The organism is Chromohalobacter moromii (assembly GCF_023091865.1).
In the GTDB taxonomy this organism is placed as follows: domain Bacteria; phylum Pseudomonadota; class Gammaproteobacteria; order Pseudomonadales; family Halomonadaceae; genus Chromohalobacter; species Chromohalobacter moromii.
The window spans coordinates 389,508-413,734 of the sequence record NZ_JAHXDI010000001.1 but is presented as its reverse complement, the minus strand read 5'-3'; the positions used below and the strand labels follow the sequence as shown (position 1 = coordinate 413,734).

The following is a 24,227-nucleotide window of genomic DNA, read 5'->3' as shown; positions in this document are numbered from 1 at the left end:
CGGAGGGACCATGATTGCCTTATATACCTTGATGGAAGGCGTCATCGCCTTCTTCTTGATCGCCGGTAGCATCTTCGCCTTGATTGGCTCACTAGGGCTGGCACGCATGAAAGACTTCTACATGCGCCTGCACGGTCCCTCGAAGATTTCTACGCTCGGCGTCGGCTGTGTACTGCTGGCCTCGATCGCCTATTTCAGCCTGCTCGAAAGCGGTCCCAGCCTGCAGGAACTACTGATCACCATCTTTTTGTTCATTACTGCTCCAGTCTCCGCACATCTGCTGAGCAAGAGCGCCTTGCATCAGAAGCTCGAGCGCGACCCTAGGACCCGCGGCAACCCAGAGGAGCTTCAGGAAGACGACGATGAGCGCACTCTCGAGGAAACGCCCCAAGGCAGTTCCAAACTGCCCTGAGCTGCGCCTGGCGTCCAACAGACGACGCCCGATGGCTTCATGCCATCGGGCGTCTGACGTACAGGTGCCTCGTCGAAGCGATGGGCGGCGTTACCAACCCTGGGTATGCTGCTCGACGAGCGAGGCCAGCAGATCGATATGATCCTGACGATCGTTGAGCGCGGGAATGTACTGGTAGTTACCGCCGCCCGCCTCCTCGAAATAGCCACGATTTTCGACCTCGAGCTCTTCCAGCGTTTCCAGGCAGTCGGCGGCAAAAGCGGGGCTGATCACATTGACGCCTTCAACACCCTCGGCGCCCCATGCCTTCAAGGTTTCGTCGGTATACGGCTTGAGCCATTCTTCGCGCCCGAAACGCGACTGGTAAGTCTGTCGCCATTCATCCGCCTCGAGCCCCAACGCCTCGGCCACCAGGCGGCTGGTCTCTTCGCAATGCCGTGGGTAAGGATCGCCGGCATCGGCGTAGCGCTTGGGAATGCCGTGATAGGAAAACAGCAGGCGTGGTTGCCGGCCATGCACCGTCCAATGCTCGCGAACGCTTTCTGCCAGCGCCTCGATATAGGCCGGATGGTTATGATAGTCGCGCACGAAACGCAACTCCGGCAAATGCGGACACGGCGCTAGGGCGCGCGCCAAGCGGTCGAATACCGCCCCCGTCGTCGTGGCGGAAAACTGCGGGTACAGGGGCAGCACCAGAATGCGCTCGACCCCGGCGTCGCGTAACGCCAGTCCGGCCTCCTCCATACTGGGCTTGCCATAGGTCATCGCCAGCTCGACGGGGATTTCGGTGCCCATACGCGTCGCCAGTCGTTCCTTCAGCGCACTTTGCTGGCGGCGCCCGATGGCGAGCAGTGGCGAGCCATCTTTCCCCCACACGGCGGCATACGATTTGGCGACACGCGGCGGTCGAATGCGCAGGATGACACCATGCAGAATCGGCAGCCACTTGGCGCGCGGCAGGTCGATCACGCGCCGATCACCGAGAAACTCCGCCAGATAGCGACGCACCGCTGACGCCGTCGGGGCCTCGGGCGTGCCAAGATTGACGAGCATGACACCGAAGGGAGCTGACCCCATTGAAACCTCTCCTGTAAAAGACCGTGGCAGATCAGTGTAACAAGCCACAGGCACGTTAAGCTTATCGCGTTATACTATGAGAACGATTTGTATAACATTTGGATAACTCATGTCCAAGACATTACGCTTGATCCTCGGCGACCAACTCAGCCTGACGCTTCCTATTCTAGAGTCAGCACCGGAAAATGCGGTCATCGCACTCTGCGAAGTCGGTGAAGAGGGTCGTTACGTCCCCCACCACCCTCAGAAAATCGCCATGATGCTGGCCGCGATGCGACATTTCGCCGCCACCCTGCGACAGCGGGGATTCCAGGTGCATTACAGCACCCTCGACGATACCGACAATACGCAGCAATTGACCCCCGAGGCCGAGCGAGTGGCCCAATTGCATGGGTGTGACGAGATCCAGGTGACCCTACCCGGCGAGTGGCGTTTGGCAAAGGCCATCGAGTCACGCCGCAAAAGCCGCGTTGGCCCCCGCTGGCGAGTACTCGAAGACACGCGTTTCTTTTGTTCTCGGCAGCGCTTTGCCCAATGGATGGAAGGACGAAAACGGCCTCGCATGGAAGACTTCTACCGCATGATGCGACGTCATACCGGCATGCTCATGGAAGCAGACGCACCTGTCGGGGGACAATGGAACTTCGATCACGACAACCGCCTTCCCATCGATGACGCACCGCCACCACCCTCTGCGCCTCGACACCGCCAGGATACACTGACACGCGAAGTGTTGGCGCTCGTGGCAACGCATTTCGATGATCATTTCGGCACGCTGGCAGGCTTCAACTGGCCCGTCACACGGCGTCAGGCACTTGCCGACCTTCGGCATTTCATCACTCATGCCTTGCCTTGTTTCGGGCATTATCAGGATGCCATCAGCGATAAGTCGCCCTACCTCTTTCACTCGCGACTCTCCGCTGCGCTCAATATCGGCCTGTTGTTGCCCGACGAAGTCTGCAAGGCCGCCGAGAACGCTTGGTGGCGTGGCGCGGCGCCCCTCAACGCGGTCGAGGGATTCATCCGACAAATCCTGGGCTGGCGAGAATACGTGCGCGGCATTTACTGGCATCACATGCCCGACTACAAGCGCGACAACCGCCTCGCTGCCGAACGTGGGCTTCCCGCATGCTACTGGAATGGCGACACCGATTTGCGCTGCCTCAAACGCGCCATCGAAATGACGCATGACAATGCCTATGCGCATCACATCCAGCGCCTGATGATCACTGGCAACTTCGCGCTGCTATGCGACGTGCGTCCCGCCGCTTTGTGCGACTGGTATCTTGCCGTCTACGCCGATGCCTGCGAATGGGTCGAACTGCCCAACACACTGGGCATGGTCCTGCATGCCGACGGCGGTTACTTGGGCTCCAAACCCTATTGCGCCTCGGGCAAGTACATCGACCGCATGTCGGACCACTGCACTCAGTGTCGCTATGATCCACGCCAAAGCGTGGGCGACGACGCATGTCCGTTCAACGCCTTGTACTGGCGCTTCCTGGAACGCCATGCCGACCCGCTTGCCGATAATCCGCGCATGCGCGTCATTTACGGCACGCTCAACAAGATGTCGACGGAGAAGCGTCGGGCATTACGCGAACAGGCGGAGACTTTTCTCGATACGCTGACGTGGACGCGCCCTTATGGGCAAGGGCAGCATGCAACAGATTATGGAGAGTAATGCTTGTTATGGAGAGTAACGCTAGGCGGGTAGAAATGCCCGGTGCCTTCGCACCCAGGCCCCGGCGGCTCGCCGGGCTATAAATGTAACACTACGGTTGGTGAATGAAGCGTCGAACGCGCGTCGGATGGGTCATGCATGGGACGTCAAAATACCAACGGCATGCGCGACGTCAGCGGGGATTGATAATGCGTGTCACGACCGACCATCTCATCATGGGCAACCCACTGTACGAGATAGGCACGATGGATCCCTGCCTGCTTGAGCTCTGCATAGACATCGTCCAGGGCACGAAACAGCATCGGTTTGCCACGCCGCATCAGCGGGTAGTGCTGGCCTTCGATGTCCTCCATCTCGACGCGGTATAGACGACTGCCCGCGTGGCTGATGACGCGAATTTCGAAGTTATGCTCCGCATCCACGAAGTGTTTGAGTTCGTTAATTTCCATAATGTTCTCCTTGAGAAAATAAAATTCGACAAGACATACGCCACCTACCGCAGCGCACGTTCAGCTTGCCTTGTTCATATGACAAGCATGTTGCAACAAGTATGACGGGGACAGCGATCAACGTCTCGTCGAGGGGCGTATTACCCACCTAAACCTTGACTGGAAAGGGGAAATACACTTATTGAGACGCATCGCCGCACAAGAAGTTCCACTATTTGCGCGCTTGGCGAGGGAAATACGTAAAGGAAGGAGAAGATATGAAACGTTCAAACAGCGAGACGTGCCCAGGCCCTGCGAACGACGCTCGCCAGGGGCCGGCGTACCGGCCCCTGCGTTGACCCCATGCGATGCATCAAGAATCGCGCTGATACGTGGAGGGATCGATCGCCACTCCGAGCGAATTACGGTCGACCCAGTTACCCGCACGGGTTTCCTTGTAGCGAAACACTACACGATCACCGACCGAAACGGGCAGTTCGGCATCCTCAGTCTGATAGCTGTAGGTTTCACCATCGACGACCAGGGAATAGCGGTAGAGATCGGGCATCCCCAGCCATTCCTTGAACGGCCCTTCACGCTCGACGCTTTCCAGTTGGCCGCGCCCCTCGAGCTTGGGGGTACGTTTTTTGCCACGTTGAAATCCGCTCGCCATCTCCCCTCCTGTTCACTTGCGAGCCGGCATTATAAGGCAACACCGGCATGTTTGCCTTGCCATCATCACTCGCCCATATGCTGACCATAGCTGTCGGGAGCGAGGTCCTCAAAGCGTGTGTACTTGCCGATGAAGGCCATATGAACGGTCCCAATCGGCCCGTTACGCTGCTTGCCGATGATCAATTCGGCCAAGCCATGATTGTCGGGATTGTCAGGATTATAGACTTCATCGCGATAGACGAAGGCGATGACGTCGGCATCCTGCTCGATGGCTCCCGACTCGCGGAGATCCGACATCACCGGGCGCTTGTTGGGTCGCTGCTCAAGCGAGCGGTTGAGCTGCGACAACGCGACGACCGGACAGTTGAACTCCTTCGCCAATGCCTTGAGCGAGCGCGAGATTTCGGAAATCTCACCGGTACGGTTCTCGGAAAAGCCGGGGATCTGCATGAGCTGCAGATAGTCGATCATGATCATGCCGATGTTACCGTGCTCGCGCGCCAGACGCCGAGTCCGTGAGCGCATCTCGTTAGGTGAAAGCCCCGCCGTATCGTCGATGAAGAGTTGCTTGTCCTTGAGCAAATTGACCGCCGAGGTCAAGCGCGGCCAGTCTTCGTCTTCCAACTGCCCGGTCCGCACGCGTGTCTGGTCGATACGCCCCAACGAGGACAGCATGCGCAACATCAAGGCATCGGCGGGCATTTCCATGGAAAACACCACGACCGGCTTGTCACTGGAGATGACCGCATGCTCGACCACATTCATGGCGAATGTCGTCTTACCCATGGAAGGACGCCCGGCAATGATCACCAGGTCCGACGGTTGCAGCCCCGACGTCATCTCGTCCAGGTCTCGAAAACCGGAGGAAAGCCCCGTCATCTCACCCTGCATGTTGAAAAGCTCGTCGATACGATCGACGGCCTTGCTGAGCAGGTCGCTCATGCCGATCGCCCCACCGGTCTTGGGGCGGTCCTCGCTGATCTGAAATACCAGGCGCTCGGCCTCGTTGACCAGCTCGTCGGAGGGTCGCCCCTGCGGAGCGAAGGCGCCTTCGGCGATCTGATTGGCTGCCTGGATCAATTTGCGCAAGGTCGCTCGTTCGCGCACGATATCGGTATAAGCGCGAATGTTACTCGCCGATGGCGTGTTGCGCGCCAGCTCGGCCAAGTAAGCCAGTCCGCCCACACCTTCCAACTGATCGCGGTTTTCCAGCGTCTCAGACAGCGTGACCACATCGAGCGGATGCCCTGCTTCGGCGAGCTGTGCCATCGCATTGAAGGTCAGACGATGTTCGTAGCGATAGAAATCGTCGGCAGTCAGACGCTCCGAGACCGTATCCCAGGCACTATTGTCCAGCATCAGCCCGCCGAGCACTGATTGCTCGGCTTCCAACGAGTGCGGTGGCACTTTGAGGGCCGCAGTTTCCTGGTCGTGCTCGACGTATTCGCTCATGCTCGTTTCCTGACCGGTCGATATCGAAGGTCGGCGAAGTGCACACGTTCACCGTGTCGGCCACCCCTATGATGCCGTGGTAGCCATACCGTTGCACCTCAGGGCCCCTGTCTCACGTACCCCAACACCTTGGCTCATGGCACAAAAAGGGCGCGAAGGTTACCCTTCGCGCCCCATGCCGGCATGTCACCTGGCGGTAATCGCTTACTCGGCCACGATCACGATGCGAACGCTGGTAGCGACTTCCGCGTGCAGTTGCAGCGTAATGTCATACTCGCCTGTCCGGCGAATCGGACCTTCCGGCATGCGCACTTCGCTCTTGACTACATCAAGCCCCGCCTGCGTCAGTGCATCGGCCAGATCGCGCGGGCCGATGGAACCGAACAGCTTGCCTTCATCACCCGCCTTGGCGACCAACGACAGCTCGATTTCAGCCAGCTGTTCAGCACGCGCTTCGGCTTCGGACTTACGCTCTGCGGCTTGTGCTTCGAGCTCGGCACGTTGCGCTTCAAAAGCGGCAACGTTTTCCTTGGTAGCCGGCACGGCCAGGCCGTAAGGCACCAAGTAGTTACGACCGTAACCGGCCTTGACAGCGACTTGGTCACCCAAGTTACCCAGCTTGCCAATCTTATCGAGCAGAATGACGTCCATCTCGTTAACCTCTCATCAGTGGTTGCCGGCCAAGCGTGCGCGGAAATCCGCGAAAGTATCGACAACGGCCAGCAACAGCACAACCAGAATCGTGGGCCAGGTCGTCAGCAGCAATGCGTAAAAGCCGACCAACCAGAACCCGCTCATCCCCTTCAATCCAATCCAACCATGCACCAGCGCAATGCCCGCCACGAGCAGGGGAATCCACGCCAGCATCGTCGCCATTGGCATGGATACCAGCACGCCCAATACCCCAACGCTCACCAGCAGCAAAAGCTCCTTGGTGTTCAAGCGCAGCGCATGGAACTCGTCGCGAAATCCACCGGGATTATACAACCCGGCTTGCCAGCTACGCGCTAGTGCCAAACAAGCGACTGCCGCAAGCAGGACCACTAACCCTGTAATGCCGCCGATCAACATGCCCGCCAGTTGTTCGCTGGAGACACCTTGGGCACTCAACTCGGTGAGCATGGCGTCGACGTCCGCCGAATTCTGGCGTACCTGATCGAGCAGTGGGCCCGCCCCACCCGGAGGCAGGAAGATCCCGAGCTGCACCAGCACCACACAAACCAACATGCCGGCAATCAGGGTCTCGCCCCAACGCATCCGAGCGCGCAGTATGGTCGCCATCAGCGTCACCAGCAAAACGCTGGCAAGCGGAACGGCGTCTCCCTGCACCCACCACCAGCCAGCCGGCAGTGCGGCGGCAATCAATACGGGCAGGCCAGGGCCCAGGCCGCGGCGTAACGTTACCAACGCGGCGACGGCGGCACTCAGCCAAAACAGCCAGGGAATCAACGCCGCAATCAGCGCGACCATCGCCGCCTGTGGCGTACCGCGCATCACCCAACGGGCCAGTGCCTGCATCGCGCCAGTCGCCTTGTTTTACTGGTGGCTGTCGGTATAGGGCAGCAGCGCCAGATAACGAGCGCGCTTGATGGCCGTGGACAGCTGACGCTGATAACGAGCCTTGGTGCCGGTAATGCGGCTGGGTACGATCTTACCGGTTTCAGTGATATAGGACTTGAGAGTATCAAGGTCCTTGTAATCGATGTACTTCACGCCTTCGGCGGTGAAGCGGCAAAACTTACGGCGACGGAAAAAGCGTGCCATGGTTTATCCTCCAGAGGTACGAATCAGTTGGCTTCAGCTTCGGCGTCTGCATCAGCGTTCGTCTCGGAACGCTCAGCATTCGGACGCTCGCTTTTCTCTTCACGACGACGCGGCTTTTCTTCGGCCGGCTTCATCATCGGAGACGCTTCGGTGATCGCCTCTTTGCAACGCACCACCAAGCTACGAATGATGGCATCGTTGAAGCGGAAGATATTCTCGATTTCGTCGAGAGTTTCGCCGCTGCACTCGATGTTCATCAGTACATAGTGGGCCTTGTGGATCTTGTTGATCGGGTAGGCCAGATGACGACGCCCCCAATCTTCCAGACGATGCACAGTGCCGCCGTTTTCGGTAACGAGCCCGGTATAGCGCTCGACCATGGCCGGCACCTGCTCGCTCTGATCCGGGTGGACCATGAACACGATTTCGTAATGACGCATGATAGCTCCTTACGGTTTGACAGCTTCCACGAGGCCCGTCAGTACCCAGTACAGGGCCGCGAGAAGCAAGGAGAGAAAGTCTCTATGTTTCCAGACACGCGAAACGATGCCCGGAAAGCCGACCAATTGTAGTGATCACCCCGCGTGCTTGCAACTTGTCTCGCCCGACCGAGCATCAAGAGACATGGCGTTGGCGCACGGCTTCGAACAGACACACGCCCGTGGCAACCGAGACATTGAGGCTCGACACACTACCCGTCATGGGCAGTTTGGCGAGTAGATCGCAGCCCTCTCGCGTCAGCCGGCGCATGCCTTTACCTTCGGCGCCCATGACGATGGCCACAGCCCCCATCAAGTCGACCTCGTAAAGGCTCTGAGCCGACTCGCCCGCGGTACCGACGATCCATACCCCATGCGTCTTGAGGCGCGCCATCGCCCTCGATAAGTTGGTGACCTGATAGACGGGCGTGACGTCGGCAGCGCCGCAAGCCACCTTGCGTACCGTGGCGTTGAGGGGCGCAGCCTTATCCTTGGGCACGATGACACCGTGCGCACCTGCCGCGTCAGCGCTTCGCAGGCAGGCACCGAAGTTATGCGGATCGGTCACCCCATCGAGGATCAATAGCAACGGCGGAGACGGCTGCTGCCAAGCGCCGAGACGAAACCAAAGCGCCTCCTCGCTCTCGGCCTTCAGCGGTGGCGCGAAAGCGATCACGCCCTGGTGCACGGCGCCTTTTGCCACGCCATCTAGCGTTTCGCGGGCGACGCCAACGCATTTGATGCCAGCCTGACGGGCGCTCTCCAAAAGGCTGTCCAGGCGTGCTTCGGCACGCCCTTCCTGCAACCAGAGCTCGCGTGGCGGCTGGCCGCGCTCGAACAATGCACGCACGGCGTGCACGCCATATACGGCGTCCAAGCCTTCGGGCGTCGAGACACGCGCCCGGGAAGGTTTAGCGCTCATGATGCTCCACTCCCCGTTCCATGGCGCTTATTCAACGCTTGTCACCTTTGCCGCCACCCTTGCCGCCTCGCGAACGTCGACGCGGCTTGTTGCCGTCACGCTCCTTCTTCGTCGCGTTGCCGGTTTGCCCTGCATCTTGCTTGCCACGTGCCGAAGCACCACCGGTAGTGGACTTCTTGCGCCGGGCGGGATTCTGCGGACGTGGCTTCTCGTCGGCCAGCTCGAAGTCGATCTTGCGATCATCCAGGTCGACACGTGCCACCTGCACGGTGACGCCATCGCCCAGCCGATAGGACATGCCGCTACGCTCACCCTTGAGACGATGCTTCTCGGCCTCGTAGTGATAATAATCGGACGGCAGCGAGGTCACGTGGACCAACCCCTCGACATAGACGTCGTCCAGACGCACGAAAACGCCAAACTGCGTCACCGAGGCGATGGTGCCCTCGAAGATTTCACCGAGCTTGTCAGACATGAATTCGCACTTCAGCCAGTCTTCCACGTCACGCGTGGCATCGTCGGCACGACGCTCGGTCATCGAACAATGCTCACCGAGCTCGAGCATTTGCTCGAAACTATACGGTGCCCATTTGCTAGGCGGCTCTACCGGCGCACCTTCGGCACGCAGCACCGTATTGGTCTGCCGCGGCCCGCGAATCACCGAGCGAATGGCGCGATGCACGAGCAGGTCCGGGTAGCGCCGAATCGGCGAAGTGAAGTGCGCATAGGCAGGATACGCCAGACCGAAGTGGCCATCGTTCTGCGGCGAGTAGACCGCGCGACTCATCGAACGCAGCATCACCGTCTGGATGACGTCAGCGTCGGGTCGCCCCTTGATTGTCTCGGCGAGGTCTCGATAGTCCTGCGGCGAGGGATCGTCGCCTCCGCCCAGAGACAACCCCAGCTCGTTGAGGAACAGACGCAACTTATCCAGGCGTTCCGGCGAGGGCTTCTCGTGGATGCGGTATAGCGCCGGCAGGTCATGCTTGTCGAGAAAGCGTGCCGTTGCCACGTTAGCGGCCAGCATGCATTCTTCGATGATCTTGTGCGCATCGTTGCGCGAACGCGGCACGATCTTCTCGATCTTGCGCGCGTCGTTGAAGACGATCTCCGTCTCGGTCGTCTCGAAATCGATGGCGCCGCGTGCCTCGCGGGCTTCCCTCAGGATGGTATAGAGGCTCTTGAGGTTCTTGAGCGACGGCACGAGGTCGCGATATTGCTCGCGCAGTGCATCGCCTTCGGGGCCTTCGTCATCGAGGATCGAGGCAACCTTGTTGTAGGTCAGGCGCGCATGGGACTGGAAGACCGCTTCGTAGAAACGATAGCGGCTGATCGCGCCGTTCGGCGAAATGTTCATCTCGCAGACCAGCGCCAGGCGGTCGACCTCGGGATTGAGCGAGCACAGCCCGTTCGAGAGCAACTCCGGCAGCATCGGCACGACCTGGCCGGGGAAGTAGACCGAGGTGCCGCGCGTGATCGCTTCCTGATCCAGCGCACTGCCCGGGCGCACATAGTGCGACACGTCGGCGATCGCTACCAACAGCTTCCAGCTACCGGACTTGGTCTTCCATGCACAGACGGCATCGTCGAAGTCCTTGGCGGACTCGTCATCGATGGTCACCAACGGCACATCACGCAAGTCGATGCGATGCTGCTTGTCGGCCTCGTCCACGGACGCGGACATGTCCGCGATCTCGGCATGCACGTCGGGCGGAAACTCGGCGGGAATCTCGTAACTACGGATGGCAATGTCGATTTCCATCCCAGGATCCATGCGCTCACCGAGCACTTCCGTGACCTCGCCCACTGGCTGTACGCGCGTCGCCGGCTGCTGAGTAATACGGGCCGAGACGATCTGTCCATCACGCGCGCCGCCGCTGACGCTATGCGGAATGATGACTTCTTGGGCGATGCGCGATTTCTCAGGAATCAGCACGCCGAATTCGGCGGTATTCTGGCGATAGATACCCACCAGTGACTGTGTGTTGCGGGCGATGACTTCGACGATGGTCGCTTCGTCGCGGCCGCGCCGATCGCGGCCGCTGACACGCACCAGCACCTGGTCGCCGTCGAAGACACGCCGCATTTGACGTGGTGGCATGACCAGGTCGGGTTTCTTGCCATCTTCGCGGATCAAGAAGCCCATGCCATCACGATGGCCTTGCACCCGCCCCTTGATGAGGTCGAGCTTATCGATCAGCGCGAAGGCCCCGCGCCGATTGCGCAGTATCTGACCTTCACGCTCCATCGCGGCAAGTCGCCGACGCACGCCTTCCAGGCGCTCTTCGTCGTCCACCGCCAGCATGCGACTGAGGTCTTCGGGTGTGATGGGCTTACCGTATTCTTCCAGCCGGGCGAACAAGTATTCGCGGCTGGGGACTGGATTATCGTATTTACTCGCTTCACGTTCCGCATGCGGATCGTCACTGAGTTTCCAATGATTCATGGTAATGACTTCCTTACAGGCGATGTGGCAAGTAAACGTCGAGCGCCGATGGCGTTGTTATGAAATTCAATCATTTTGCCAGTATAGCGGGCACAGCCAGTCGACCCAACCATGGCGGCTTACTGCCTGCCACGAAACAAGGCATGAAGCATGGTTTCGTGGCTTGCAATCACGCTCAAAATGGGTATTATACATCGCGCCTTGCCCAGGTGGCGGAATTGGTAGACGCGCTAGCTTCAGGTGCTAGTGTCCGTATGGACGTGGAGGTTCAAGTCCTCTCCTGGGCACCATCGATCTTCCGCTAGATTGATGCAGGGCAACGCCCGGATGGCGGAATTGGTAGACGCGCTAGCTTCAGGTGCTAGTGTCCGTATGGACGTGGAGGTTCAAGTCCTCTTCCGGGCACCATCAAAAAACATTAGTGAAGTGCATGACGCGCCCAGGTGGCGGAATTGGTAGACGCGCTAGCTTCAGGTGCTAGTGTCCGTATGGACGTGGAGGTTCAAGTCCTCTCCTGGGCACCACCGTGCATGCTGCTTTGCGAAGTTTAAAAGCTCCCTCTCTGTAAGCCCCATTATTCTATTGGTAACGCCCGGGCCGACGCGCGACGCGCTGCAATGCCCACCCCTTTGTCTCGATATTGGCTTCCAAGGGCGTTTCGACGTCTTCCGGCAGGCGCGGGAAGAAATCGAGTCGGGTTCTTGCCTCGAGTTCGTCGATACTGACCAGAAAGCGGTCGAGCGGCTCGTCACCACGCACTGTCTGTGGAATCAGAAACGCTAGCGCTCGCGGATGCTCGCCAGGCACCACGATGATTTTGTAAAACGCCGACGGCACCTGTGTGAATCCCACACGATGCATGAAGTGCTCATCGAAGACCGGACCGGTGACCACTCGGAGCTGCTCGAAGCGCGGCAGGAAATCGTCCATCACGACTTCTTCGAGACGTTGCCACACGCGCCGGTTCAAATCGGGGCGCTGCGGCGTGATATTCGTCATCTGGAAGGTGTCGAGCTGAGCCGCACGCCCGTGCACTCGGGCGATGGCATAGTTAGGGGCCAGATGACCACGGTCGTAGCCGCTATGCGTGTACTGATCCGAGATGACCGGCCACAACGAGCGCCAGTCCTGCGCAAAACCATGCGGGCGATCACCGATCGGCGCATCGGGCGTTTCGTGGAGCGCATAACTGACCCATAAAGGGCTGACCCGAATATCCGACCATCCCACCAGGAAAGCGTGACTGCGCAGCACCCGATTGAATCCCTGCCAACTGGTGGTTTGCCACTCGGGAACCCCCATCCAGCTAAGCCGGTCGCGAACCTCGCGCTCCTGCCAGTACCATAGCCCGGACCCCACCACGGCGAAGATTAAGGAAATGCCCGCGCCACGCACTAAGCGCCGAAACTGATAGGAAATAACGGCGATCATGCCGGCGACGTATCCTTGTCCTGCAAAAACGAAACGTGAAGTGAGCGATTACCCTAGACGACGAGGACGCCGCTACCAACCCAACGAGAACATGGTTTCGAGATCGTGACGCGAATGCACCTGCATGGCGTTGAGTGTCTCCGTTTCACGAATGCCCTTGACCTCCATCAGGCGCTCGGTCACGAGCTGCGCCAGCGACTCGAAGTCGCGCGTGCGGGCGATGGCCACCAGGTCATAACGGCCACAAGTGGAAAACACCTCGCTGATACCCTCCAGCTCGGCCAACCGTTGGGCAACCGCATTGATCTGGCCCTTTTCCACGTCGATCAAAATCACCGCGCTTTGCATGACACTCTCCTACACTGCCTACTGCACTCGGGGCGTCGCGCCAGCCTACGGCCGGCACGCTCAAAGACGCACCGGCACGACACTTCGCCGACGGCGCGAGCGCCAGTATATCAGCCCTGCGCGCCGCGGCTAGCGACGCGTTTCAGCCACTGTCTCGCGCGTCACCGGGGAGCGGCCACTGATAGCGGCGCACGACCTCGTCGTCCTCAACCGATTCCAGCTTGACCGCAAACCCCCACAGTTGATGCAGGTGGCGCAAGACCGGATACAGAGTCTTGCCCAATGGCCGGCGTGCATCCTGGACGTGACGCAAGGTCAGCGAACGATCGCCACGAATATCGGCCTCCCAGACCTGAATATTGGGCTCACGCAGCGACAAGGCATATTGCGTGGAAAGCGCCTCGCGCACGCGCTGATAGCCACGCTCATCGTGAATGGCACTGATGGTGAGCATCTCATCGCGATCGTCGTCGTCGAGGCTGAATAGCTTGAGATCGCGAATCACCTTGGGGGACAGGAACTGCTGAATGAACGACTCGTCCTTGAAGTTGCGCATCGCGAAATGCACCGTCTCCAGCCAGTCGCTGCCGGCGATCTCCGGGAACCACTCGCGGTCCTCTTCGTCGGGTGCCTCGCAGATCCGTCGGATGTCTGAAAACATCGCAAACCCCAGGGCATAGGGGTTGATACCGTTGAAATGCGGACTATCGAACCCCGGCTGCTGCACGACGGCGGTATGCGAATGCAGAAACTCGAGGATCGTACCCTCGTCGATCAGCCCCTCATCGTAGAGCCGGTTCATCAACGTATAGTGCCAGAACGTCGCCCACCCCTCGTTCATCACCTGGGTCTGGCGTTGTGGATAAAAATACTGCGCCAGCTTACGCACAATGCGTACTATTTCCCGCTGCCACGATTCGAGAAGCGGCGCGTTCTTTTCCAGAAAATACAACAGGTTTTCCTGCGGCTCGGGGGGATAATGCCCGTATTGATGGAGTCCCAGCGGATCGTCGCCATCTTCCACGAACGCCTGCGACTCATCGCGTGGCGCTTTCCCCGGAATCGTGCGCCACAGGGCGTTCACCTGCGCCTGGAGATAGGCTTCACGTTCCTGCTGGCGGCGCGCCTCTTCCTCCGAGGAGATCGGCGAGGGGCGCTTGTAACGATCGACCCCGTAGTTCTGCAGGGCATGACAGGCATCCAGGAGCTGTTCCACCGCCGTGACGCCGTGACGCTGTTCGCATTCGGCGATGTACTTACGTGCAAACACAAGGTAATCGACGATCGCCGAGGCATCGGTCCAGGCGCGAAATAAATAATTGCCCTTGAAGAACGAGTTGTGGCCATAGCAGGCATGCGCCATGACCAGGATCTGCATCATCAAGGTGTTCTCTTCCATGAGATAGGCGATACAGGGATCGGAGTTGATGACCAGTTCGTAGGCCAGCCCCATCTGACCGCGCCGATAAGCCTGCTCGACGGACAAGAACTGTTTGCCGAAAGACCAGTGATGATAGCCCACCGGCATGCCCACGCTGGCGTAGGCATCCATCATCTGTTCGGAGGTAATGATCTCGATCTGATTGGGATAAGTATCCAGGCGGTATTCCTTGGCAAACCGCGCAATCTCACGTTCATAGGCCGTCAGAATCTCGAAATTCCAATCCGAACCGGTGGCGATGGGGGTCGATACAGTACTCATGTCATCTCCTCGGCACGGTGCCTCATTGCGCTATACGCTTACGAAACAGCTTGCGAAAGACCGGATAGATGTCGCCTGGCTCGACGATCTGCTGCATCGCGAAGCGCTCAGGGTGGCGTGCCTGCACGCGCTCATATTCCTCCCACAGCGCCTGATGCGAATGTGGCGTGATTTCCACATAGGTGTAGTACTGCAGCTTGGCCATCAACGACGACATGAGCAGATCTCGGCAGGTCGTCGAGTCATCGTCCCAGTTGTCGCCGTCGGAGGCTTGAGCGACGTAGAGATTCCACTGCGCGGGCGAATAACGCTTGGTGATGATCTCATCGACGAGGGTCAACGCACTGGAGACGATGGTCCCCCCGGTTTCCCGGGAATAGAAGAACTCCTCCTCGTCGACTTCCTTGGCCGCGGTGTGATGACGAATGAACACCAGCTCGACCTTCTCGTAGTTGCGCTCCAGAAAGAGATACAGCAGCAAAAAGAAACGCTTGGCGATATCCTTGTGGCCTTGTGTCATGGAGCCGGAGACATCCATGACACAGAACATCACCGCCTTGTTGGAGGGCTGTGGCTGGTCGACGAGGTTGTTGTAGCGCAAGTCGTAGGTATCGATGAACGGCACCGCCTCCAGACGCTTTTCAAGACGCTCGATTTCGGCTTTGAGCTCGTGAATACGCGTCGGATTGCGTAGTACCGGGTCCTTGCGCTCCTCTTCTTGAAGCGCTTCCTCGGCTTCACGCAGGGCACGCTTGATGGGCGCCCGCATGCCAATACGCCGGGCCTGCGCCTCGCGCATCGAGCGCACGATATTGATCCGCGACGGCACGCCATCGCGGGTCACCCCGGCCCGTACCGGCCGCACCTCGTCGAGGTCTCGCAGTTGCTTGCGCTCGAGATGCGGAAGCGCCAGACCGTCGAAGACGAAATCCAGAAATTCCTCGCGGCTCAGGGAAAACGCGAATTCGTCCATGCCCTCGCCTTGATTGGACGCGCTGCCTTCCCCCGCGCCGCCCTCCCCAGCACCGCCCGGACGCCGCAGCCGATCCCCTTCGACGAACTCCTTGTTGCCGGGACTGACGATGGTGCGTGAGCCACCGGGGCCGTGCTGAAACACTGGCTCGGAAATGTCTTTGGAGGGAATCGAAACCTTCTCGCCACGCTCCATGTCGGTGATCGAGCGCCGGTTGACCGCCTCCTCCACCGAGCGCTTGATATGACTGCGATAGCGCTGCAGGAAACGCTGCCGGTTCACGGCACTTTTGTGCTTGGCATTGGCGCGTCGATCAATGAAGTAGGTCATCGAGACCTCCTCTCGTTCAGTCGCCGGCGATGGCAAGCCCGCGCCGCCGCCAGTGAATGCCCGACACCTCCGGGCGACTAATGCGACTTGCGAACCCGCAAATACCACTCCGACAGCAAGCGTACCTGCTTCTCGGTATATCCCCTGTCGACCATGCGCGCCACGAAGTCCTCATGTTTCTTCTGATCCGAGTTAGACGCCTTGGCGTTGAAAGAGATGACCGGCAACAACTCCTCGGTGTTGGCGAACATTTTCTTCTCGATCACGCCTTTAAGCTTCTCGTAGGATTGCCAACTGGGGTTCATGCCATTGTTCTGGGCACGCGCGCGCAATACGAAGTTGACTACCTCATGGCGAAAATCCTTGGGATTGGAGATGCCGGCCGGTTTCTCGATCTTCTCCAGATCTTCGTTGAGCGCTTGACGGTCGAACAGCTCGCCAGTCTCGGGGTCACGATATTCCTGGTCCTGAATCCAGAAATCGGCATAGGTCACATAACGATCGAAGATGTTTTGCCCATACTCGCTGTACGACTCGAGATACGCGGTCTGGATCTCCTTACCAATGAAGTCGACGTAACGCGGCGCCAGATACTCTTTGATGAAACGCAGATAGCGCTCGAAGGTTTCCTTGGGCAGTTGCTCTTGTTCAAGACGCTGCTCCAGCACATACAACAAATGAACTGGATTGGCAGCGACTTCGTGGGTATCGAAATTGAAGACCTTGGAGAGAATCTTGAAGGCGAAACGCGTCGACAGACCTTCCATACCCTCGTCGACACCGGCCGCATCGCGATACTCCTGTAGCGACTTAGCCTTGGGATCGGTGTCCTTCAAGTTCGCGCCATCATAGACCCGCATCTTGGAATAGATACTCGAATTCTCAGGCTCCTTGAGACGCGAAAGTACCGAGAACTGCGCCAGCATGCGCAGCGTGTCCGGCGCACAGGGCGCGGCGTTCAGCGACGAATGTTCGAGCAGCTTCTTGTAGATGTTGATCTCTTCGGAAACGCGCAAGCAGTACGGCACCTTGACGATGTAGACACGATCCAGGAAGGCCTCATTGTTGCGGTTGTTGCGGAACGTCTGCCATTCGCTTTCGTTGGAATGCGCCAGGACAACGCCATCGAAAGGAATCGCCCCCATCCCCTCGGTGGGGTTGTAGTTACCCTCCTGCGTCGCCGTCAGCAACGGATGCAAGACTTTGATCGGCGCCTTGAACATTTCGACGAATTCCATCAGCCCCTGGTTGGCCTTGCACAAGCCACCGGAGAAGCTATAGGCATCCGGGTCGTCTTGGGAATAGAGCTCGAGTTGGCGAATGTCGACCTTGCCCACCAGCGACGAAATATCCTGGTTATTCTCGTCGCCAGGCTCGGTCTTGGAGACGGCAATCTGGTTGAGACGTGACGGATAGAGCCGCACGACACGAAACTGAGCGATATCACCGCCGTATTCCTGCAAGCGCTTGGCGGCCCATGGCGACATCACCGCCCGCAAGTGGCGCCGTGCGATGCCATATTCCTTCTCCAGCAACTCGCCGTCCTCCTCCGGCGAGAAGAGCCCCAGCGGCGACTCGAAGACCGGCGAGCCCTTGATGGCATAGAACGGCACATGCTCCATCAACAACTTGAGCCTTTCGGCCAGCGAGGACTTGCCGCCGCCTACTGGCCCCAGCAGATATAGAATCTGTTTCTTCTCTTCCAGCCCCTGAGCGGCATGCCGGAAATACGCCACGATCTGCTCGATGGCCTCTTCCATGCCGTAAAATTCGGAAAACGCCGGATAGCGGCGGATGACCTTGTTACTGAAGATACGTGACAGCCGCGCATCCTTGGCGGTATCGATGACCTCCGGCTCGCCGATCGCCTCTAGCATGCGCTCCGGCGCGCTCGCATAGACACTGGGCTCGCGGCGACAAAGTTCCAGATACTCCTGAAGACTCATCTCCTCTTGCTGAACACGCTCGTAACGGTTCTGAACATGATCGAAGATACTCATTAAACGCCTCCTTTCACGACCCGGGGTCGCTCATCGGATTCTGGGCTATCTATGTATCAGCGTAGACGGATGAAGAAGAAAGGGGCGGTACGAAACGCATTTCCTTTCAACGAAGCGGCACGGCCCTGGACATGAGAGCCCACAAACGGCCATTGGTTCGTTGAAATCCGAAAAAGGCGGGAAAGGCGAGAGCACATCAATGCCCTCGCCCTGGCGTGTCGATTAGGCGGCCGACAAGGCGTCGCGCGCATCGTCGAGCAGCCGATCGAGCAAAGCTTGAGTGGTATTCCAGGCACAGACGAAACGCGCGCCGCCAGCGCCGATGAAGGTGTAAAACGTCCAACCACGCTGGCGCAGTGTTTCGAGGACCGCGACGGGTAGCGTCACGAAGACACTGTTGGCCTGGGCGGGAAACATCAACTCAGCTCCCGGCAAAGCAGCGAAGCCCGCCGCGAGATAACGTGCCATGCCATTGGCATGCTCGGCGTTACGCAGCCAGGCGCCGCTTTCCAGCAGCCCCAGCCAAGGTGCAGTGATGAAGCGCATCTTGGAGGACAGTTGCCCCGCTTGCTTGCAGCGGTAACCGAAATCTTCCGCCAGGGCGTGATTGAAAAATACCACCGCCTCGCCCATCGGCAAGCCATTCTTGGTCCCTGAGAAGCACAACGCATCGACGCCGGCCTGCCAAGTGAGCTCCGCCGGCGTAGCCTCGAGCGACGCGCAGGCATTGGCGAAGCGCGCCCCGTCCATATGCACGTGCAGACCATGTTTATCCGCCATGGCACGAATCGCCATCAGCTCATCGCGGGTATACACGGTGCCCACCTCGGTGGCCTGAGTCAGCGAGATCGTGCGCGGCTTGGGGTAGTGGATATCGCTGCGCCGCGTCACCAGCGACTCGATCCCCTCGGGTGTCAACTTGCCATCCGCGCCGGAGCAGGTCAGCAGTTTGGCACCGTTGGAAAAGAACTCCGGCCCGCCACACTCGTCAGTTTCGATATGTGCCAGTTCATGACAGATGACGCTGTGATAGCTCTGCCCCATCGAGGCAAGCGTCAGCGAATTGGCGGCGGTGCCGTTGAAGACGAAAAACACGTCGCAGTCATAGTCGAAGAAACGACGAAAGCGGTCAGCGGCTTTCTGGGTCCAGGCATCATTGCCATAGGCGAGATCATCGCTAGCGTTGGCGCGCAACAGATAGTCGAGCGCCTCGGGACAGATGCCGGAGGTATTGTCGCTGGCCAGAAAGCGCGGCGTACAGTCGGATTCCATGCCTTGTTGTCCTCATAGGTGGCGAGAAGTAAAGACGCTTGAAACGCAACGCCAAGCGCCGGGTGCCAACGCCTGCCGTTATCCTGCAAAAAATTGCGTCTCAAGCCAGTCTACTCATCGCCGCCTCTCATCGGAAGCCCGCCAGCATGCGCCTTCTTATAAAAGCACTTTTCTTAGAAGGGGAGTTACAAAACGGGCGAGCGCAGTCCTTTTGTAAACACCCTCTTATAGGCGCGCCGCCAGGCGAGTTCCCTGATCGATGGCCCGCTTGGCATCGAGCTCCGACGCCTCCTGTGCCCCGCCGATGACATGCACCTCGCAGCCGGCCACCGACAGCGGCGCCTCGAGTTCCGTCACCGATATCTGGCCTGCACACACCACGACCGTCTCCACCTCGAGACACGTCTCGACGCCCTCGCGCACGATATGCAGCCCGGCCGCGTCGAGGCCACGATACTCGCAGCCATTCAACATGCGCACCCCACGCTGGCGCAGCGCGGCGCGATGTACCCAGCCGGTGGTCGTGCCCAGCCCTTTGCCAGGCTTGCTGGTCTTGCGCTGGAGCAGCGTTACCTCGCGGGGCACACGCGGCGCTTGCGGTGTAACGAGACCGCCTCGCGCCACCAACGATAAGTCGACGCCCCACTCGGCACACCACGCATCGCGATCCAACGCAGGATGCTCGGCATGGGTCAAGAGTTCCGCGACATCGAAGCCGATCCCACCGGCGCCTATGATCGCCACGCGCGTGCCGACACGCTCGGGGTGCATGATCGCCGTGGGATAGTCCATCACGCGCGGGTCCTCGCTACCGGGCAACGACAACGCCCGCGGCGCGACCCCCGATGCCAGCACCACGACATCGAAGTCCCGCAAGCGTTCCACCTCAGCCAGTGTGTTCAGGTACACCCTAACGTCCAGCGCCTCGAGCATACTGCGGTAATAGCGCAGCGTCTCGCGGAACTCTTCCTTGCCGGGGATGCGCTGCGCGTAGCGAAACTGGCCGCCGATTTCGGCCTCGCGCTCGAAGAGCGTGACACGATGGCCGCGCTGCGCCGCCGACACGGCGGTCGCCAGACCCGCCGGTCCGGCGCCGACCACTGCAATGTCACGCGGCGTTGCCACGGCCGCAAGCGTCAATTCGGTCTCGTGACAAGCACGCGGATTGACCAGGCATGAGGTCAACTTGCCTTGGAAGGTGTGGTCCAAACAGGCCTGGTTGCAGGCAATGCAGGTATTGATGAACGCCTCGCGCCCCTCGCGCGCCTTGGCCACCCACTCGGGATCGGCGAGAAAGGGACGCGCCATCGAGACCATGTCGGCGTGCCCTTCGGCCAGCACACGCTCGGCCACCTCGGGCATGTTGATGCGGTTGGTGGCAATCAGCGGGACTGTAAGCACCTCACGCAGGCGCCGCGTCACCTCCGTGAACGCCGCCCGCGGCACGCTGGTGACGATGGTCGGTACTCGCGCCTCGTGCCAGCCGATCCCGGTGTTGATCAGGTCGGCGCCCGCCGTCTCGATCGCGCGCCCCAAGGCCACGACCTCCTCATGGCTACTACCCTCCTCGACCAAGTCGATCATCGACAGGCGAAAGATGATCAGGAAGTCATCGCCCAGTGCCCGACGAATTCGCTGCACGATCTCTACCGCGAAGCGCATGCGGCTCTCGAATTCCCCGCCCCACTCGTCGTCGCGGTGATTGGTACGCCGACACAGGAACTGATTGATCAGATAGCCTTCTGATCCCATGATCTCGACGCCGTCGTAACCCGCATCGCGCGCCAGTTTGGCGCAATGGACATAGGCCTCGACCTGCTCCGTCACCTCGTCGCCGTTCAACGCCCGGGGCGTGTAAGGGTTGATCGGTGCCTTGAGCGCCGAGGGCGCCACCAGGGCGGGTGAATAGGCATAACGCCCGGCGTGCAGAATCTGCATGCAGATATGGCCGCCCTCAGCATGTACCGCCTGAGTCACCTGCCGGTGCGCCTCGACTTCTTCCGGCTCGCTCAATTTAGCGGCGCCTTCGAACACCGCGCCCTCGGGATTCGGTGCGATACCGCCAGTGACGATCAACGAAACGCCCGCTCGTGCCCGTTCGGCATAAAACGCCGCCAGACGCGCGAAGCCATCGGGGGTTTCCTCGAGGTTGGTATGCATCGAGCCCATCAGGATGCGGTTATCGAGCGTCACGGGCCCCACGGTCAACGGGCGGAAGAGATGCGGATACTGAGTCACGGCGCGTCCTCGCTTGCACTCGGTTTTAAACCACCATACATTTTCAAACAACTGTATGAACAGTGTAGCGAAGGCGTCACGGGAGACAATCCCGACCAAGGGCGCAGGCATTACTGCCTTCTCACGCTAAACGAGCGAGCCTCGAATGGACTACCAAACCTCTCAACACCGCATGCCCATCGCCACTGGCGGTGAGCTGAATCTCATCCGCTTTCAGCCGGAACGCATACACGGCCTGCCCATCCTGTGCTGGCATGGTGCCATTGAGTCGGGGCGCATCTTTCACAGCCGTAGCGGCAAGGGAATGGCACCCTGGCTCGCCCGGCAGGGACACGAGGTCATGGTGATCGATCAACGCGGTCGCGGCAGCGCCTCGCCGCGTCCGGCACGTGGCGCCTCGTTCTCGCAGCGCGAAGTCATCATCGATGAAGTCGCCACCGCGCTGGCCACCTGCCTGAATCTGAGCGGGCAATCGCGCTGCCATATCATGGCGCATTCCTGGGGTGGCGTCTTGATCGCCGCGCACCTTGCACGCGTTCCCAGCAGTCGCGAGCGTGTCGCCAGCCAGGTTTATTTCGGCACCAAGCGTCGAGTGCGGATCCAAAACCCCAGCAAATGGCTCTATATCGACCTGATCTGGAAAGGGCTCGCGCCGCTGGCACGACGTATGTGCGGTTATCTGCCGGCACGCTCGCTACGCTGGGGTAGTGACGACGAATACGCCGCCAGCCATGCAGACAGCGTCGCCTGGGTGCGCGAGACGGCGTGGCGGGACCCCGAGGATGGTTTCGATTACGCCGCCGCCCTGGCTCACGGAGGGTTGCCACCCACGCTGCATTTGGCCGGGCGTCGCGACCGGGCGCTGGGACACCCACGAGACGTGACACGCTTCGTTGAGGAATGTGGCCCGCATCGGCATGCAGTACGTGTACTGGGACGCGAGAACGGTCAGGGGCGAGATTACGGTCATCTGGACATGCTGACGCACCCCGATGCCGTGAAAGACGTCTATCCGCAGGCCCTCGCTTGGTGCCAGGCACATCAGGGCGACACGGTCTCGGGCGAGGCAGATCCTGAGGAAGCAGCGCGACAGGAGCATCCGCGCATGGAGAAGGCAGGCCCAAACGACAAAACCCCAAGTCAATGACTCAGGGTTGGCCGATGGCGATCGTGGCGGACCGGACGGGACTCGAACCCGCGACCTCCGGCGTGACAGGCCGGCATTCTAACCAACTGAACTACCGGTCCGCATTATCCGATTTTTATCGGATTGGTGGGTGGTACAGGACTCGAACCTGTGACCCCCAGCATGTGAGGCTGGTGCTCTAACCAGCTGAGCTAACCACCCGGATCGCATACTGCTTGATACTGCATGTTGCTGCTGCATGCCTTATCGTCAATGACGCTTCGGCGAGGAAATCGTGGCGGACCGGACGGGACTCGAACCCGCGACCTCCGGCGTGACAGGCCGGCATTCTAACCAACTGAACTACCGGTCCGCTGAATACAACGCTAACCACACATTGTCGAATTTCCGATGAAGAATTGGCGGACCGGACGGGACTCGAACCCGCGACCTCCGGCGTGACAGGCCGGCATTCTAACCAACTGAACTACCGGTCCGCTGCATTCTTCTTTTACGTTTCCCCATCATGCGAAATACATTTCGCGTAATGGTGGGTGGTACTGGGCTCGAACCAGTGACCCCCAGCTTGTAAGGCTGGTGCTCTTCCAACTGAGCTAACCACCCGTGGTCACGTGGCGCTGCATTCTACAGAGAGACTGTGGAAAGTCAACCGATTACATTCATCTGATTCATTCACTTGCCTGCATGGCATCGGCCACGACACGCACTGCTTCCTCGATCAACGCTGCCTGATCATGCCCGGCGCGGCGTCGTGGCTGCCAGTCATGATCGCCATCGTCGAGAAAATGCATGTGCACTGTGGCCGGCAAGGCATATTCACGCACTTCGCTCTCACTCCCAAAGGGGTCCCGCGTACCTTGCAAGACCCAGGTGGGACAGGTCAGGTTCGGCCAATGCGACAACCGCGTGCGTTCGGGCTTGCCGGGGGGATGAAACGGATAACCGAATAACGCCAGGCCCGGCGCCTCGTCACGCGCCGCCAGCAAACTCGACACGCGCCCGCCCATCGACTTGCCCCCCAGCCACAGCGGCGATGGCGCTTCGCCGGCAAGCGGCGACAACGCGTCTCGCCATGCGGCCAGTTCGTCGACCAGGCTTTCGATACGCGGCGGGGGACGCCGACGATTTTCATGCCATACCCGCTGCATGTAGGCGAAGTCGATGGCCCAAACCTGCACACCATGCAGCGCCAGCGACTCTCGCAAGCGCTGCATGAAGCGCGACGTCTGCCCTGCCCCGGCGCCATGGGTCAGCAACAAACGTCCCACACACGGCATGCCACGCACTTCCAAAGGGCCCAGGCCCTCCAGATAATAATGTTGCGCCGCGATGGTGGGCGAAACGCCGCTCGCGTGCAGCGACGTCAGCGAGCGGGGCGTCGCTGCATAGGCATGTTCGAAGCTCATATCAGCCGTGTCTCATTGGGTGGCAGGGTGCGTCACTATGC

The 24,227-nt window shown here is 59.8% G+C and carries 21 protein-coding genes and 8 tRNA genes; 6 read left to right on the top strand and 23 right to left on the bottom strand.

The genetic code is table 11. The features are described 5' to 3' along the window. The first annotated feature begins 10 nt into the window (after positions 1–10). On the top strand, positions 11–412 hold the full coding sequence (locus tag KZO83_RS01905) for a Na+/H+ antiporter subunit G (protein ID WP_178997726.1): 402 nt from the start codon (positions 11–13) through the stop codon (positions 410–412). Positions 413–502: 90 nt separating this feature from the next. On the opposite strand, the gene hemH is transcribed toward KZO83_RS01905, so the two are convergent. Further along, entirely contained in the window at positions 503–1,489 is a 987-nt protein-coding gene (gene hemH / locus KZO83_RS01900; RefSeq protein WP_247619557.1) for a ferrochelatase, read from the bottom strand. A gap of 109 nt (positions 1,490–1,598) precedes the next feature. On the opposite strand from hemH, the gene KZO83_RS01895 reads away from it, so the two are divergent. Continuing rightward, a complete protein-coding gene (locus KZO83_RS01895; RefSeq protein ID WP_247619556.1) occupies positions 1,599–3,173 on the top strand; it encodes a cryptochrome/photolyase family protein in 1,575 nt (524 codons plus the stop codon). Positions 3,174–3,319: 146 nt separating this feature from the next. Here KZO83_RS01895 and KZO83_RS01890 read toward each other — a convergent pair whose 3' ends face one another. From KZO83_RS01890 to rnr, 9 genes are all read right to left on the bottom strand, one after another. Continuing rightward, on the bottom strand, positions 3,320–3,622 hold the full coding sequence (locus tag KZO83_RS01890) for a DUF6482 family protein (protein WP_040244514.1): 303 nt from the start codon (positions 3,620–3,622) through the stop codon (positions 3,320–3,322). 352 nt (positions 3,623–3,974) lie between these two features. Beyond that, positions 3,975–4,274: a hypothetical protein gene (locus KZO83_RS01885; protein ID WP_040244516.1), complete on the bottom strand. Its 300-nt coding sequence runs from the start codon at positions 4,272–4,274 to the stop codon at positions 3,975–3,977. 65 nt (positions 4,275–4,339) lie between these two features. After that, positions 4,340–5,728, bottom strand: a complete 1,389-nt coding sequence (dnaB, locus tag KZO83_RS01880; RefSeq protein ID WP_178997719.1) for a replicative DNA helicase — start codon at positions 5,726–5,728, stop codon at positions 4,340–4,342. A gap of 204 nt (positions 5,729–5,932) precedes the next feature. Beyond that, positions 5,933–6,379: a 50S ribosomal protein L9 gene (gene rplI / locus KZO83_RS01875; RefSeq protein ID WP_040244521.1), complete on the bottom strand. Its 447-nt coding sequence runs from the start codon at positions 6,377–6,379 to the stop codon at positions 5,933–5,935. 15 nt (positions 6,380–6,394) lie between these two features. Continuing rightward, a complete protein-coding gene (locus KZO83_RS01870) occupies positions 6,395–7,246 on the bottom strand; it encodes a hypothetical protein (protein ID WP_247619555.1) in 852 nt (283 codons plus the stop codon). A gap of 18 nt (positions 7,247–7,264) precedes the next feature. Then, the gene (gene rpsR / locus KZO83_RS01865; RefSeq protein ID WP_040244525.1) at positions 7,265–7,492 is read right to left on the bottom strand and encodes a 30S ribosomal protein S18; all 228 of its coding nucleotides are present in this window, start codon (positions 7,490–7,492) and stop codon (positions 7,265–7,267) included. A gap of 23 nt (positions 7,493–7,515) precedes the next feature. Continuing rightward, a complete protein-coding gene (rpsF, locus tag KZO83_RS01860; RefSeq protein WP_247619554.1) occupies positions 7,516–7,932 on the bottom strand; it encodes a 30S ribosomal protein S6 in 417 nt (138 codons plus the stop codon). A 175-nt stretch (positions 7,933–8,107) separates the two neighbouring features. Next, positions 8,108–8,893, bottom strand: a complete 786-nt coding sequence (rlmB, locus tag KZO83_RS01855; protein WP_247619553.1) for a 23S rRNA (guanosine(2251)-2'-O)-methyltransferase RlmB — start codon at positions 8,891–8,893, stop codon at positions 8,108–8,110. 31 nt (positions 8,894–8,924) lie between these two features. Further along, on the bottom strand, positions 8,925–11,339 hold the full coding sequence (gene rnr, locus KZO83_RS01850; protein WP_247619552.1) for a ribonuclease R: 2,415 nt from the start codon (positions 11,337–11,339) through the stop codon (positions 8,925–8,927). Between the two features lie 203 nt (positions 11,340–11,542). On the opposite strand from rnr, the gene KZO83_RS01845 reads away from it, so the two are divergent. The 3 genes from KZO83_RS01845 to KZO83_RS01835 all read left to right on the top strand — a co-directional run bounded on the left by KZO83_RS01845 (position 11,543) and on the right by KZO83_RS01835 (position 11,863). Beyond that, positions 11,543–11,629, top strand: a tRNA-Leu gene (locus KZO83_RS01845). 31 nt (positions 11,630–11,660) lie between these two features. After that, a tRNA-Leu gene (locus KZO83_RS01840) sits at positions 11,661–11,747 on the top strand. Positions 11,748–11,776: 29 nt separating this feature from the next. Next, a tRNA-Leu gene (locus tag KZO83_RS01835) sits at positions 11,777–11,863 on the top strand. Between the two features lie 55 nt (positions 11,864–11,918). Here KZO83_RS01835 and KZO83_RS01830 read toward each other — a convergent pair. The 7 genes from KZO83_RS01830 to KZO83_RS01800 all read right to left on the bottom strand — a co-directional run bounded on the left by KZO83_RS01830 (position 11,919) and on the right by KZO83_RS01800 (position 21,633). Next, the gene (locus KZO83_RS01830; protein WP_247619551.1) at positions 11,919–12,770 is read right to left on the bottom strand and encodes a DNA/RNA non-specific endonuclease; all 852 of its coding nucleotides are present in this window, start codon (positions 12,768–12,770) and stop codon (positions 11,919–11,921) included. Between the two features lie 72 nt (positions 12,771–12,842). Next, positions 12,843–13,118, bottom strand: coding sequence for an Lrp/AsnC family transcriptional regulator (locus KZO83_RS01825; protein ID WP_040244535.1), 276 nt, complete (start codon positions 13,116–13,118; stop codon positions 12,843–12,845). Positions 13,119–13,260: 142 nt separating this feature from the next. Further along, positions 13,261–14,820 (bottom strand): SpoVR family protein, encoded by a 1,560-nt coding sequence (locus KZO83_RS01820; RefSeq protein WP_247619550.1) that lies wholly within the window; start codon positions 14,818–14,820, stop codon positions 13,261–13,263. A gap of 22 nt (positions 14,821–14,842) precedes the next feature. Beyond that, complete coding sequence (locus tag KZO83_RS01815) at positions 14,843–16,123, bottom strand: YeaH/YhbH family protein (protein WP_247619549.1); 1,281 nt, start codon at positions 16,121–16,123, stop codon at positions 14,843–14,845. A 77-nt stretch (positions 16,124–16,200) separates the two neighbouring features. Beyond that, a complete protein-coding gene (locus tag KZO83_RS01810) occupies positions 16,201–18,123 on the bottom strand; it encodes a PrkA family serine protein kinase (RefSeq protein WP_075370560.1) in 1,923 nt (640 codons plus the stop codon). A gap of 222 nt (positions 18,124–18,345) precedes the next feature. Beyond that, entirely contained in the window at positions 18,346–19,395 is a 1,050-nt protein-coding gene (locus KZO83_RS01805) for a threonine aldolase family protein (protein WP_247619548.1), read from the bottom strand. Between the two features lie 225 nt (positions 19,396–19,620). Then, positions 19,621–21,633, bottom strand: a complete 2,013-nt coding sequence (locus KZO83_RS01800) for an FAD-dependent oxidoreductase (RefSeq protein ID WP_247619547.1) — start codon at positions 21,631–21,633, stop codon at positions 19,621–19,623. A gap of 145 nt (positions 21,634–21,778) precedes the next feature. On the opposite strand from KZO83_RS01800, the gene KZO83_RS01795 reads away from it, so the two are divergent. Next, positions 21,779–22,780 (top strand): alpha/beta fold hydrolase, encoded by a 1,002-nt coding sequence (locus KZO83_RS01795; RefSeq protein WP_247619546.1) that lies wholly within the window; start codon positions 21,779–21,781, stop codon positions 22,778–22,780. A gap of 24 nt (positions 22,781–22,804) precedes the next feature. Here KZO83_RS01795 and KZO83_RS01790 read toward each other — a convergent pair. The 6 genes from KZO83_RS01790 to KZO83_RS01765 all read right to left on the bottom strand — a co-directional run bounded on the left by KZO83_RS01790 (position 22,805) and on the right by KZO83_RS01765 (position 24,186). Beyond that, positions 22,805–22,881 (bottom strand) — tRNA-Asp (locus KZO83_RS01790). Positions 22,882–22,904: 23 nt separating this feature from the next. Then, positions 22,905–22,981 (bottom strand) — tRNA-Val (locus KZO83_RS01785). 74 nt (positions 22,982–23,055) lie between these two features. Beyond that, a tRNA-Asp gene (locus KZO83_RS01780) sits at positions 23,056–23,132 on the bottom strand. Positions 23,133–23,179: 47 nt separating this feature from the next. Further along, a tRNA-Asp gene (locus KZO83_RS01775) sits at positions 23,180–23,256 on the bottom strand. 51 nt (positions 23,257–23,307) lie between these two features. After that, positions 23,308–23,383: transfer RNA gene (locus KZO83_RS01770), tRNA-Val, on the bottom strand. Between the two features lie 65 nt (positions 23,384–23,448). Further along, a complete protein-coding gene (locus tag KZO83_RS01765) occupies positions 23,449–24,186 on the bottom strand; it encodes an alpha/beta family hydrolase (protein ID WP_247619545.1) in 738 nt (245 codons plus the stop codon). Positions 24,187–24,227: the final 41 nt, after the last annotated feature.

What these genes read in the sequence shown, in the direction of transcription:
- KZO83_RS01810 (WP_075370560.1), bottom strand. Translation starts at nt 18,123, where the DNA reads ATGAGTATCTTCGATCATGTTCAGAACCGTTACGAGCGTGTTCAGCAA.
- KZO83_RS01765 (WP_247619545.1), bottom strand. Translation starts at nt 24,186, where the DNA reads ATGAGCTTCGAACATGCCTATGCAGCGACGCCCCGCTCGCTGACGTCG.
- KZO83_RS01830 (WP_247619551.1), bottom strand. Translation starts at nt 12,770, where the DNA reads ATGATCGCCGTTATTTCCTATCAGTTTCGGCGCTTAGTGCGTGGCGCG.
- KZO83_RS01895 (WP_247619556.1), top strand. Translation starts at nt 1,599, where the DNA reads ATGTCCAAGACATTACGCTTGATCCTCGGCGACCAACTCAGCCTGACG.
- rpsR (WP_040244525.1), bottom strand. Translation starts at nt 7,492, where the DNA reads ATGGCACGCTTTTTCCGTCGCCGTAAGTTTTGCCGCTTCACCGCCGAA.
- rpsF (WP_247619554.1), bottom strand. Translation starts at nt 7,932, where the DNA reads ATGCGTCATTACGAAATCGTGTTCATGGTCCACCCGGATCAGAGCGAG.
- KZO83_RS01795 (WP_247619546.1), top strand. Translation starts at nt 21,779, where the DNA reads ATGGACTACCAAACCTCTCAACACCGCATGCCCATCGCCACTGGCGGT.
- rplI (WP_040244521.1), bottom strand. Translation starts at nt 6,379, where the DNA reads ATGGACGTCATTCTGCTCGATAAGATTGGCAAGCTGGGTAACTTGGGT.
- KZO83_RS01825 (WP_040244535.1), bottom strand. Translation starts at nt 13,118, where the DNA reads ATGCAAAGCGCGGTGATTTTGATCGACGTGGAAAAGGGCCAGATCAAT.
- KZO83_RS01905 (WP_178997726.1), top strand. Translation starts at nt 11, where the DNA reads ATGATTGCCTTATATACCTTGATGGAAGGCGTCATCGCCTTCTTCTTG.
- KZO83_RS01815 (WP_247619549.1), bottom strand. Translation starts at nt 16,123, where the DNA reads ATGACCTACTTCATTGATCGACGCGCCAATGCCAAGCACAAAAGTGCC.
- hemH (WP_247619557.1), bottom strand. Translation starts at nt 1,489, where the DNA reads ATGGGGTCAGCTCCCTTCGGTGTCATGCTCGTCAATCTTGGCACGCCC.
- KZO83_RS01885 (WP_040244516.1), bottom strand. Translation starts at nt 4,274, where the DNA reads ATGGCGAGCGGATTTCAACGTGGCAAAAAACGTACCCCCAAGCTCGAG.
- rnr (WP_247619552.1), bottom strand. Translation starts at nt 11,339, where the DNA reads ATGAATCATTGGAAACTCAGTGACGATCCGCATGCGGAACGTGAAGCG.
- rlmB (WP_247619553.1), bottom strand. Translation starts at nt 8,893, where the DNA reads ATGAGCGCTAAACCTTCCCGGGCGCGTGTCTCGACGCCCGAAGGCTTG.
- KZO83_RS01870 (WP_247619555.1), bottom strand. Translation starts at nt 7,246, where the DNA reads ATGCAGGCACTGGCCCGTTGGGTGATGCGCGGTACGCCACAGGCGGCG.
- KZO83_RS01890 (WP_040244514.1), bottom strand. Translation starts at nt 3,622, where the DNA reads ATGGAAATTAACGAACTCAAACACTTCGTGGATGCGGAGCATAACTTC.
- KZO83_RS01805 (WP_247619548.1), bottom strand. Translation starts at nt 19,395, where the DNA reads ATGGAATCCGACTGTACGCCGCGCTTTCTGGCCAGCGACAATACCTCC.
- dnaB (WP_178997719.1), bottom strand. Translation starts at nt 5,728, where the DNA reads ATGAGCGAATACGTCGAGCACGACCAGGAAACTGCGGCCCTCAAAGTG.
- KZO83_RS01820 (WP_247619550.1), bottom strand. Translation starts at nt 14,820, where the DNA reads ATGAGTACTGTATCGACCCCCATCGCCACCGGTTCGGATTGGAATTTC.